The 12,153-nt window shown below is 61.2% G+C and carries 8 protein-coding genes; 2 read left to right on the top strand and 6 right to left on the bottom strand.

Annotation, left to right across the window (positions count from 1 at the left end):
• Positions 1 to 50: 50 nt before the first annotated feature.
• On the bottom strand, positions 51 to 3,935 hold the full coding sequence (locus tag C1Y42_RS16410) for an enterobactin synthase subunit F (protein WP_233210729.1): 3,885 nt from the start codon (positions 3,933 to 3,935) through the stop codon (positions 51 to 53).
• Positions 3,928 to 5,202 (bottom strand): enterochelin esterase, encoded by a 1,275-nt coding sequence (fes, locus tag C1Y42_RS16415; protein WP_104093958.1) that lies wholly within the window; start codon positions 5,200 to 5,202, stop codon positions 3,928 to 3,930. Before fes ends, C1Y42_RS16410 begins: the two co-directional genes overlap by 8 nt.
• Positions 5,203 to 5,463: 261 nt before the next feature.
• Here fes and C1Y42_RS16420 point away from each other — a divergent pair, with 261 nt between their 5' ends.
• A complete protein-coding gene (locus C1Y42_RS16420) occupies positions 5,464 to 7,740 on the top strand; it encodes a TonB-dependent siderophore receptor (protein ID WP_104093959.1) in 2,277 nt (758 codons plus the stop codon).
• 6 nt (positions 7,741 to 7,746) lie between these two features.
• On the opposite strand, the gene pmrB is transcribed toward C1Y42_RS16420, so the two are convergent.
• The 3 genes from pmrB to dacB are packed head-to-tail and all read right to left on the bottom strand — an operon-like array spanning position 7,747 to position 10,900.
• Positions 7,747 to 8,808, bottom strand: coding sequence for a two-component system sensor histidine kinase PmrB (gene pmrB / locus C1Y42_RS16425; protein WP_058759579.1), 1,062 nt, complete (start codon positions 8,806 to 8,808; stop codon positions 7,747 to 7,749).
• A complete protein-coding gene (pmrA, locus tag C1Y42_RS16430; protein ID WP_021507711.1) occupies positions 8,805 to 9,467 on the bottom strand; it encodes a two-component system response regulator PmrA in 663 nt (220 codons plus the stop codon). The genes pmrB and pmrA overlap by 4 nt, the downstream gene beginning before the upstream one ends.
• Entirely contained in the window at positions 9,467 to 10,900 is a 1,434-nt protein-coding gene (dacB, locus tag C1Y42_RS16435; RefSeq protein WP_104094036.1) for a serine-type D-Ala-D-Ala carboxypeptidase, read from the bottom strand. The genes pmrA and dacB overlap by 1 nt, the downstream gene beginning before the upstream one ends.
• Before the next feature lie 248 nt (positions 10,901 to 11,148).
• On the opposite strand from dacB, the gene greA reads away from it, so the two are divergent.
• Positions 11,149 to 11,625 carry a transcription elongation factor GreA gene (gene greA / locus C1Y42_RS16440; protein ID WP_021507709.1) on the top strand — a complete coding sequence of 159 codons (477 nt, stop codon included), beginning with the start codon at positions 11,149 to 11,151 and terminating at the stop codon, positions 11,623 to 11,625.
• 128 nt (positions 11,626 to 11,753) lie between these two features.
• Here the strand turns inward: greA and yhbY are convergent, their stop codons facing one another.
• Positions 11,754 to 12,047 (bottom strand): ribosome assembly RNA-binding protein YhbY, encoded by a 294-nt coding sequence (yhbY, locus tag C1Y42_RS16445; RefSeq protein ID WP_010617345.1) that lies wholly within the window; start codon positions 12,045 to 12,047, stop codon positions 11,754 to 11,756.
• Positions 12,048 to 12,153 lie beyond the last annotated feature (106 nt).

Raw genomic sequence — 12,153 nt, forward strand, 5'->3', positions numbered from 1 at the left:
CATACGGTTCCCTCTCCCGCCGGGAGAGGGTTAGAGTGAGGGCAAAACCGCTACGCCAGCAACTGCTGCAACAGCGGCCCGATCTGCTCAAACATGCGAGGCGAGATAATCTCGACGTGGGCGCAATCCATCGGCCACACCGTCAGCTCACCGACATAGGGCGCCCAGGCGCGGCGCGCATCCTGGCCTGACTGCTGCGTCTGTTCGGCGAGGAACAGCGTAGCGCGGCCGCCGAAGCGTGCGCTGCGCGCCGTGGCCAGCAGACGCACCGAGCTGGCGTAGTTGGCTTCGATGGTATCGAACATGGCCTGCATCTCTTCACCGGCCTGATGGCGCTGCGCGGCGATAAACTGTTCGCGCTCGCGATTCACTTCCTCCAGTACCGCCGGATCCAGCACATTCTCGCCGCGCTTCTCATCCCAGTTCTGCGTTTCCGGCGGCCAGGTGTCGAGCAGGCCAAGGAAGGCGACCTCTTCACCCGCCGCTTCCAGCCGGGCAGCAATGCCCTGCGCCAGCGTACCGCCCAGCGAGTAGCCGAGGAAATAGTAGGGCCCGTGCGGTTGTACCTCGCGCAGCGTACGCAAATGCGCTTCACAGACCTCATCGAGATGCGCGCTCTGATTCAGCGGTCCCTGAGTATCAGGCGACTGAATGCCGACCAGTGACCAGCGTGGGTCAAGGTAACGCTGCAGCACGCTGAACTGCCAGGCGAAGCCGGACGCCGGGTGGAAGCAGAACAGCGTCGGTCCGCTGCCTTTACGCAGCGGCAGCACCGCTTCAAAGCCTGCCTGCTGATGGGATTGTCCATCGCTCAGCAGCGTCGCCAGTTTTTCAACCGTCGGGGCGATCATGATCTGCCCAACCGAGACCGGCAGCTGGAGCTCGCGGCGCAGCTGCGCAGCCAGGCGCATCGCCAGCAGCGAATGGCCACCGAGCGCAAAGAAATCATCCTGCGCACCGATCGTGTCACAGGTCAGCAGGCGGCAGAACGCTGCGGCCAGCGTGCTCTCTAAACCGGGCAGTGGCGCGCGCCCCTGGCGCTGCGTGGTGCTCTGCGGCAGCGGCAGCGCTTTGCGATCCAGTTTGCCGTTGCTGCTGAGCGGCAGCGCCTCCAGCTGGACGATGGCCACCGGCACCATGTGTGCCGGTAGCTGCTGTGCCAGCGCCTGACGCAGCGCATCGCCATCCACCGGCTGAGGCGCAACCACGTAGCCCACCAGCTGACGCGCATCGCCCTGTGCCGCCGCACTGCCCAGCACCACCGCATGCGTCACCGCCTGCTCAATGCCGGGCTGGGCGCACAGCGCATGATCGATTTCGTTCAGCTCAATGCGCTGACCGCGGATCTTCAGCTGGTCATCGCTGCGCCCGAGATACTCCACCGCACCGTTGTCCAGCCAGCGCGCTACGTCGCCGGTCAGGTACATGCGCTCGCCAGCGGCGTACGGGTCGGCGATAAAGCGGCTGGCGGTCAGCTCCGGCCGGTTGAGATAGCCGTGCGCCAGCTGAATGCCGGTAAGATAGAGATCGCCGGCCACGCCCGGCGGCACCGGCTGCATTTGCGCATCAAGAATGCGCAGACCGGTGTTCCACACCGGGAAGCCGATCGGTACGCTCGGGGCATCGACGGCGGCGAGCGCCGCGCCATACGCCGGATACCAGCTGACATCAACGGCCGCTTCGGTCGGCCCATACAGATTGTGCAGCGGCACGCGGGTCAATGTTTCCCAGCTGCGCGACAGATCGGTGGGCAATGCTTCACCGCTGCAGAACACATTGCGCAGGCTGGCGCAGCAGGCTATCGCGGCCGGGTGGTCGAGCGCCGCGACAAAGGCCGCCAGCATCGAGGGTACGAAATGCGTGGTGGTGACTTTGTAGCGGGCAAACAGTTGCTGTAAGGCTTCCGGATCGCGGTGTGCATCCGGCGGCGCCATCACCAGCTGCGCGCCGACCAGCAGCGGCCAGAAGAACTCCCACACCGAGACATCAAAGCTGCTCGGCGTTTTCTGCAGCACCACGTCATCCGCCTGCAGCGGATAACGATCCTGCATCCACAGCAGGCGATTAACGATCGCCTGATGGCCGACCAGTACGCCTTTCGGCCGGCCGGTAGAGCCGGAGGTATAGATGATGTACGCGCCATCCTGCGGCGTCGGCGCGCTGGGCGGGGCCGGTGCATGTTCGGCATTGTACAGGGTGTCAAAGTGCAGCTGACTGACCGGCGCGATGGCGCCGAAGCGGGCACTGAGCGCGGCAGTGGTAATCAGCGTTTTGGGCGCGGCGTCTTCCAGCATCAGCTGGAGCCGCTCGTCCGGATAGCCGGTATCCAGCGGCAGATAAGCGGCCCCGAGCGTCACAATCGCCTGCAGCGCCAGCGACAGCTGCACCGAACGCGGCAGCGCCACGGCGACGATATCGCCCCGCTGCACGCCGGCCGCGCTGAGATCGGCCGCCAGCGCGAATACCTGCTGCTGCATCTGGCGATAGTTCAGCTGGTGCTGCGCATCGGCCAGTGCCGGTGCGTCCGGGGTGCGCTGCGCCTGCTGCGCCAGCAGCGACGCCAGGGTTTCCGCCGGCAGCGGATGGGCGGTCTGATTGATGGCCGCAATCTGCTGCTGCTCCGCTGGCGTCAGCAGATCGAGCTCGCCCAGCGCGCGCTGCGGCTGCGCGGCCAGCTGGCTGAGCAGCAGGGCAAAGCGGCTGGCATGGCGCTGCAGCGTCTCGGCAGCATAGCGCTGCGCGTTCGCCAGCAGCTCCAGCGTCAGATCGCCGTGCTCGCTGAGATAAATCGCGATTTCCAGATCGCGCACCGGGCCGGAGGCCAGCTGATGCGTGATGCCTTCAATGCCGGCGAAATCGAGCTGGTAGTCAAACATCTTCAGGTTGATCACCGGGCCATACAGCGGATCGCTATCGCCGAGGCGGCCGAGATCGCGCTGCACCTGTTCAGCATCGTAACGCTGATGGCGGCGCATTTTTTTCACTTCCGCGGCCAGCTGAGCGGCGAGATCGCCGAGCGTTTGTCCCGGCTGATAGTGCACCGCCATCGGCAGCACGTTAATCACCGGACCGGTGGCGCACAGCGCGGCGGAGCCGATGCGGCGCATGAAGATGAAGCCGGCAGCAAAATCATTTTGCCCGCTGAGGCGAGCCAGCCACAGCGCTACCAGCGCAAAGGCCAGATCGGCGGCGCTGTGCTGTGGATGCTGGCTGGTCAGCGTGTGGAAACGGTGACGATCCAGCGTAACGCTGTGGCGCAGCAGATCGGTGCTGGCGCTCTGACCGGCCAGCGGCAGCGGCGACAGCGAGGCGGGCGCGGGCAGGGCGCGGCCTTTTTCGCGCCAGAATTCGCCGTCACGGGTGTAAGACGCCGATTGCTGATAGCGCTGATACTCGTCAACCACGGCGCTGAACGGAATAAACGGTGTCGGCTCAGGCGGCTGCTGCTGTACGGCGGCGCTGTACAGGTTGGCGATGCGGCGCGTCAGCGCGGTAAAGCTGAAGCCATCCACCACCAGATGGTGATAGCGCTGATACCAGAACCAGTGCTGCTCGCCGAGGCGGAACAGGCGATGGTGCCACAGCGGCGCGCCGCTCAGCACGCGCAGGTCGCCCTGCATATCGGCGCGCATCTGTGCGCGCGCAACGGCGGCGGCATCCGCTTCGCCGCGCAGATCAACGATGTCTGGCAGGCTGAAGGTCTGCGGCTGCGGCCACTGCAGCGGCTCGCCGTCGATTTCGCCGAACGCCATATTCAGGGTATCGGCTTCCTGCATGCCGTCGACAATGGCCTGCGCCAGCAGCGCACTGTTGATGTCGCCGCGCAGTTCGACAAAGTGCGCGACCGCGTAGGCGTTGTGATGGCGGCTGAGCTGGTCGGCGATCCAGATGCCAGGCTGCGCTGCCACCAGCGGCAGAGTTTGTTGGTCAATCATAGTGTCGTTCATCAGAGAATTTACTGTCGCTCCGGTTCACGTCTGGCGTGATGAATGAATTTGGATTGCGCCACAAAGCTTGCAGACCGTCGAGCAGACCACCGCGCCAGCACAGCGCGTCATGGCCGCCCTCTACCGGCTGGTAATGCACCTGATAGCCGGCAGCGGTAAGTTGTTGTTGTAATTGTTGATTGGCTTGCAGAATCAGGCCTTCACGCTGGCCTGCCTCCAGCCAGAAACGCAGCGGCTGGCGAGGTGCCAGGCCATGGTCCAGCGCCTGCAGCAGCCAGCCATGCGGGTTACCGCGCTCCGGCCACCAGAAGGAGCCGGACAGGCTAAGCGCATTACCAAAGGTGTGAGGAAAGTGCAGCGCGGCAAACACCGCGGCCAGGCCGCCGAAGCTTTGTCCGGCGACCAGCGTACGCGCCGGCTGCGCATCGTACGGCATCCAGCGCGCCACCTGCGGCAGCAGCTCCTGCTGTACCGCCTGCCAGAACTGGGGATTGCACGGCAGCTCGCGGCTGCGGTGTTCGCGATCGATGATGTCGATAAACAGGTAGACCGCCGGCGGCAGTTGGCCGGCGGCGGTTAGCTGCTGCAGCGGGCCGGCGATCGGCATCTGCTGCGCCCAGAACTGACCATCAAGCAGGATCGCCAGCGGACGCGGGCCGTGCTGCGCCTCGCCTGTAGCGTACAGCCACACCCGGCGACGATTGCCGAGCAGCGCGCTGTCCCACTGCTGCTCCTGCAGCGTCAGCGCCGGGGCGCGGCCCTCATCCACCGCACGCCACACCTGCTGGTCGGGCGCGTCAGGCAGGTGCAGCGGTGACACGCCCATGCCGCGTCCGCCGGACCAGCTGCGCAGCGGATTGAGCGCATCGGCCTGCGCGGCAGGGAATTTTTCGCGCCACCATTGGCGCAGCGCATGCATGTCAGGCTCGCCGCTGAAATCGCTGGCCTGCCGATCCGGCATCAGGCAGTAGCTGCCGCGCCAGTGTGACGGCAGCACGGTTTGCCAGTACCAGACATCGCTACTGGCGACGCGCATCAGCGATTGCGGCGGGCGCCGCTGGTGGTGATCGGTCACGCCGGTGATGTTGATCCACACGCGCTGGGTGTGGGAGGTGGTTTCACTGCCTTGCGGATCGCGCCAGAAGAAGGTCACCAGACAGGTGCCATCCTGCTGCGGCTCAATGCGCGGAATGCCCTGAGTCTGTTGCTCCTGCCACCAGGCTTCGCTACCAATTCCATCATTTCGCCAGGTCATAGGGGCTGCCAGTCGCCGTCTGTACGGGGAGGTTTACATAGGGTTGATAAATAATACTATTGATAATTATTTGCATTTGCAATAGGGTGACTGCGCTCAAAATGAGCACGCACGTTCCGTCTGGCACCCGGTAAGTCATGGGATTCAGCAAAGGATGGCCCTGCCAGGTGTGAACGGCTGCGCGATAAAGACAGGGATCTTCTCACCGGCTCGCCAGTCACTCCGCTGTGGCGCAGAACTGGCCTTCCAGGAATGAAAAAAATGAAGCATTACTCGCGGTTAACCTTCGCTATTTTGATCGAACTGGGGCTCAGCGCCTCACTGCTTTCCGGCAGCGCCTGGGCAGCAGAGACTTCCAGCAAGACGACTTCCAGCAACGCCTCTTCTCCCGACGCCAGCGCAATGGACGGTGGCACCTTAATGGTGACGGCCCAGCAGCAGACGCTGCAGGCACCGGGGGTTTCCACCATCACCGCCGATGAGATCAAAAAGCATCCGCCGGCGCGCGATGTCTCAGAAATTATCCGTACCATGCCGGGGGTTAACCTGACCGGTAACTCGACCAGCGGCCAGCGCGGCAACAACCGTCAGATCGATATTCGCGGCATGGGACCGGAAAATACCCTGATCATGGTGGACGGCATGCCGATCACCAGCCGTAACTCGGTGCGTCTTGGCTGGCGCGGTGAGCGTGATACACGCGGCGATACCAACTGGGTGCCGCCGGAGATGATTGATCACATCGACGTGATTCGCGGGCCGGCCGCGGTGCGCTACGGTAACGGTGCGGCGGGCGGTGTAGTGAACATCATCACCAAAAAGTACAGCGATCAGCAGTGGCACGGTTCGTGGAATACCTACTTCAACGCGCCGGAACACAAATCGGAAGGGGCGACCAAACGCACCAACTTCAGCCTTGAAGGGCCGCTGGGCGACGACTTCAACTTCCGGCTGTATGGCGGTTTAGCCAAAACCCAGGCCGACGCGTACGACATCAATGAAGGGCACGCGGCAGCGCGCACCGGCAGCTATGCCGGCAGCTACCCGGCAGGCCGCGAAGGCTCGGTAAACAAAGACATCAATGCGTTGCTGAGCTGGGCGTTTGCCCCCATGCAGACGCTGGAGCTGCAGGCCGGTTACAGTCGTCAGGGCAACCTGTACGCGGGCGATACGCAGAACACCAACACTAACGCGCTGGTGAAGAGCCTGTACGGCGATGAAACCAACCGTCTGTATCGCCAGAATATTTCACTGAAATGGACCGGCGCGTGGGATAACGGCATCAGCACCAGCAGCTGGGCGCGCTACGAAAAAACCCGCAATACGCGCATTAATGAAGGTCTGGCGGGCGGCACGGAAGGGATTTTCTCCAACAGCGGGTTCAATACCATTCAGCTGGACGATGTGCTGCTGCACAGTGAAATCAGCCTGCCGTTTGAGCTGGGCGTCAATCAGACCGCGACGCTGGGCACCGAGTGGAACCAGCAGCGCATGAAAGATCCTTCGTCGACCACCCAGGCTGCCAGCAACGGCGCTGTGCCAGGCATCGCCAGCACCGGCCGCAGTCCTTATGCCCAGGCGGAGATTTTCTCCCTGTTTGCCGAAGACAACATGGAGCTGACCGACAGCACCATGCTGACGCCGGCGCTGCGCTTCGATCATCACTCCATCGTTGGCAACAACTGGAGTCCGTCGCTCAACCTGTCACAGGGGCTGGGCGATGACTTCACGCTGAAGATGGGGATTGGCCGGGCCTACAAAGCGCCGAGTCTGTACCAGACGAACCCGAACTACCTGCTGTACAGCAACGGCCAGGGCTGCGCCGCCAGCACCGGCGCCTGCTATCTGCAGGGTAATCCGAATCTGAAGGCGGAAAACAGCATCAATAAAGAAGTTGGGCTGGAGTGGAAGCATGAAGGTTATCAGGCCGGTCTGACCTGGTTCCGTAACGACTACCGCAACAAGATTGAAGCCGGTTATGCGCCTGCAGGTAAAGCCTCTAACGGCACCACGGATATCTATCGCTGGGAGAACGTGCCGAAAGCGGTGGTGGAAGGGCTGGAAGGCACGGTCAATGTTCCTTTCTCTGACAGCGTGATGTGGAATAACAACTTCACCTACATGCTGCAGAGCAAGAACAAGGAGACCGGCGATCGTCTGTCGATCATTCCGGAGTATACGTTGAACTCGACGCTGAGCTGGCAGGCAACGCAGGATCTGTCGCTGCAAACCACCCTGACGTGGTACGGCACCCAGACGCCGAAGAAGTACGACTACAAAGGACAGCCGGTGACCGGCAGCGCCACCGACAAAGTGAGCCCGTACTCGATTGTCGGCCTGAGCGGTACTTACGATATCAATAAGTACGCCAGCGTGACGCTGGGTATCGATAACCTGTTCGATAAGCGCCACTTCCGTGAGGGCAATGCGCAAACCACCGGTAACGCCACCACCGGCGCTTATCTCTACGGTGCCGGTGCCAATACCTATAACGAATCAGGCCGTACTTACTATATGAGCCTCAACACCCACTTCTGATGGCGTTCAGCCAATCAGTTGCGTTGGCAAACAGCAGCGGGCGACCAGTCCGCTGCTGTCTTCGCGGTTGACCAGTTCCAGCCTGCCGCGATGCATCTGCACAATACGCAGCACAATGTTCAGGCCCAGGCCGCTGCCGCCATAGCGTTGATCGCGCCGCCGGAACGCCTGCGTCAGCTCTTCTGCCGCATCGGCATCAATACCCGGCCCCTGATCCGACACTTCAACCCAGACCTGCTGTTGCACCTGACGCAGCTTCACCTGCACGCTGCTGCCTTCCGGACTGTAGCGCGACGCGTTCTCCAGCAAATTGCGCAGCATCAGGCGCAGCAGCACCGCTTCACCCTGCTGTGGCACATCGTCGCCGTCTGGCCAGTGCAGCGTCTGCTGACGCTGAGCATACAGTTCAGCCATCTCCGGCATTAGCGGCTGCATGATGTCACGCTGCCACTGCAGCTGCTGATAGTGGCCGCCCGCCAGCGCCTGACCGGCGCGCGACAGCATCAGCAGCTGTTCGACGGTGTGCATCAGCTGGTCGATACGCTCAATCAGCATGGCGCTTTGCGGCACCTGCTGCTGATGCAGAAGCTCGAGATGCAGGCGCAGCCCGGCCAGCGGCGTACGCAGCTCGTGCGCGGCGTCGGCGGTGAATAATCGCTCCTGCTGCAAAGTGTGGTCGAGACGCGAAAACAGCTGATTGATGGAGGAGGTGACCGCAACGATCTCATCCATCTCGGAGTAAATCGGCAGCGGCGTCAGGTTGTCGGCAGAGCGGTGGGCAAGGCTGTCCTGTAACGATTTGAGCGGACGGATAATCCAGTTGATGGCCCAGAACGACAGCAGCAGCGTCAGGCTTACCATCACCAGCGAAGGCAGCAACAGCGAAGCGATGGCCTCACGGATCTCATTCTCCACGCGATCGTTACGCGCCTGGGCCGACAGGGTTTCGTTGACGAGGAAACTGATCTGTTCGCGGCTTTCGTGCCACAGCCAGATGGCGCTCATCACCTGGCAGGTGAGGAGAATCAGCGCCAGCATGATCAGTAACCGCTGACGCATGCTGTTCATTCGCGCAGTTCCAGCCGGTAGCCAACGCCGCGCACGGTTTTGATGCGATCTTTCCCCAGCTTGCGGCGCAGATTATGAATGTGGACTTCTAAAGTGTTGGAGCCGGGATCGTCGTTCCAGCTGTAGAGATCCTGCTGCAGCGTTTCGCGATGCACATTCTGCCCCACGCGCATCAGCAGACGGGTGAGCAGGGCAAACTCTTTGGGGGTGATCTCCAGCGGCAGATTCTCCAGCAGTACCTGCTGCGAGCTGAGATTGAGCGTCAGATCGCCCTGCTGCAGCAGGTTGTCGCTGTGCCCCTGATAGCGGCGGATCAGCGCGCGCACCCGCGCCTGCAGTTCTGCCAGCGCAAACGGCTTGACCAGGTAATCATCGGCACCGGCGTCCAGCCCGTCGACGCGATCCTCCAGCGCATCGCGCGCGGTCAGGATCAGCACCGGCACCGCGATGCCGTCGCGTCGCCACTGGCGCAGCAGCGTGGCGCCATCGCGATCCGGCAGACCGAGATCCAGCACGATCAGGCTGTACTGGCTGCTGCGCAGCAGGGCGTTGCTTTCCGCCGCGCTGCCAGCGCAATCCACGGCGTAGCCCTCGCTGCTCAGCGCCTGCGCCAGGCCCGATTGTAACAACGCATCATCTTCAACGATCAACAGTTTCATTAGTTGTTCTTGTTAATGTCGGTATAGAGCCGGCTCTCAAAGCGCACCAGCGGAATCCGCCGCGTTTTCTGGTCTTCCGGCGGTACCGCATAGCCAGAGAGGAACTGGACAAAGGCCACGCGCGCACCGCTCGACGTGGTGATGAACCCAGCCAGATTATAGACGCCCTGTAGCGAACCGGTTTTTGCCGACACTTTGCCATCCAGCCCCGCTTCGTGCAGACCGCCGCGATACTGCAGCGTGCCGTCATAACCCGCCAGCGGCAGCATCGAAATATAATTCAGCGTGGCGTCATTTTTGGCGATGAACTGCAGCACCTGCATCATGGTCTCCGGCGCGATCAGGTCGTGACGCGACAGGCCGGAACCATCCACCTGAATACTGTTGCCGAGGTCGACGCCGGCTTTTTCGCGCAGCACACGCCTGACCGCATCCGAACCGGCGCGGAAGGTGCCCGGCACGTTAAAGTAGTGATGGCCGATGGTGCGGAACACGGTATCAGCGATCATGTTGTCTGACTTTTTCAGCATGGTGTGCAGCAGGTTGTGCAGCGGTGCGGACTGCGTTGAGGCCAGCACCGTGCCCGGTGATGTCACCTGCGTCTGGCGCACTAAATGGCCGCTGTAATCAATATCGGCGTCGCGCAGCTGCGCTTTAAGGATCTCGCCGGCCCACGCGGCGCCATCCTGCACGGCAAACGCCAGGGGTAGCGGTTCCGCACGCTGGCGCATACAGCCGGTCAGCGTGTAGCGATTGAGCTCGCCGGGCACCACGTCGAGCTCGCAATACTGCCCGTCACCGCTGTTGCGTCCGATCGTCCGCACCTGACTGAACATGTGCGCCGGATAGTAAGAGGCGATGCGCACAAAGGCGTTTTCGCCGGGCGTATTGGCACTGTAGAGCGAAACCGAGAAGCAGTTTTTATCAACAATCGCCGCACCTGGCGGGGCGCTGAAGCACTGTGTCAGATCGTTCCACGGCCAGCCTGGCGCCATATCGTGACTGGCGAACACCGAGGTGTCGATCACCAGATTGCCTTTGATATGGTTGATGCCCTGCTTTTTCAGCGCCGCCACCATATTGCGCAGATCCTGGCGGCTAAGCGTCGGATCGCCGGCAAAGCGCGCCACCAGGTCGCCGTTTAAGGTGCCATCGCTGACCGCGCCTTTGGTCTCCAGCGTGGTCTGAAAACGGAAGTCCGGACCCAGCTCCAGCAGTGCCGCCAGCGCGGTGATCACTTTCATGGTACTGGCCGGCAACGCCATCTGTTTGCCGTGATAGTCGATTATCGGGGTGGATGCGCCCACTTTTTGTACCATCAGCGCCAGGTTTGCGCCGTCTGGCAAATACTGCATGTATTCTTCAACGGGTGCTGCTTGTGCCTGCAGCATAAACGCACAGGTTAATCCGGTAACAAGTCGTGAAAATCGCATAATCTCGCGGTAACTGACGGGTGAAGGCGTCAATACTATGTCCCCGGACGGTGCAAAGTAAACAATGACCCACAGGGAACTCTGGGGTAAAATACGTATCAAAATGCAAAACCGATACCTGACCCGGAAAGCTTTCCGGGTCAGGATTCTTTTGCTTGTGAAAAGAGGTTACGCGCCGCAGAAGCCGATCTTCTGCTGTCACCGGTCAGGATGACGCCGTTAACCAGGATAGATGACGAGGAGCCAAAATGAATCAGATTCCGATGACGTTGAAAGGCGCTGAGAAGCTGCGTGAAGAGCTGAACGAACTGAAAACCGTTAAGCGTCCGCGCATCATCGCCTCTATCGCCGAAGCCCGTGAGCACGGCGATCTGAAAGAGAATGCCGAATACCACGCTGCGCGCGAAGAACAGGGGTTCTGCGAAGGGCGTATTCAGGAGATCGAAGCCAAGCTCTCCAATGCACAGGTGATTGACGTGACCGCCATGCCGAAAACCGGCCGCGTGATTTTTGGTGCCACCGTCACCGTGCTGAATGTTGATACCGATGAAGAGTTTACTTACCGGATTGTCGGTGACGACGAAGCGGACTTTAAACAGAACCTGATTTCCGTGAATTCGCCGATGGCGCGCGGTCTGGTGGGCAAAGAGGCCGATGACGTGGCTATTGTCAAAACCCCAGGCGGCGATGTGGAATATGAAGTGCTGAAAGTGGAATACATCTAAGATATTGCTACGCTTTGAAATGCGCAGCTGCATATTGTAAAGAAAGGAAAAAGGCCGCGCTGCGGCCTTTTATCCCATGCAGGAGCATGGCACTTTCTCTGCCCGTCGGACGAGCCGTAACGGTACGCTTAACGTGGCAGAGTAATTTTGCGCTCTTTGGCAGGGCGATACAGCACCAGCACGTTGCCGATGACCTGAACGTTGTTTGCCTTAGTTTCACGCACGATAGCGTCCACGATCAGCTGCTTGGTTTCACGATCTTCCGAGGCAATTTTTACCTTGATCAATTCGTGATGTTCGAGCGCCTGTTCGATCTCGGCGAGCACGCCTTCAGTCAGGCCATTGCCGCCCAGCATGACCACTGGCTTCAGTGGATGGGCAAGGCCTTTCAGGTGCTGTTTTTGTTTGGTACTCAGATTCATCGTATTTTTTGCTTACTCAGGGATTGAAAACGGTTCATTCTACCGCCATCTCGGGTATATCGCCAAATCAACGCGACCCATTGCGTGCTGATTTATCGCTACGATG

This window comes from Pantoea sp. ICBG 985 (genome assembly GCF_002928365.1).
In the GTDB taxonomy this organism is placed as follows: domain Bacteria; phylum Pseudomonadota; class Gammaproteobacteria; order Enterobacterales; family Enterobacteriaceae; genus Pantoea; species Pantoea dispersa.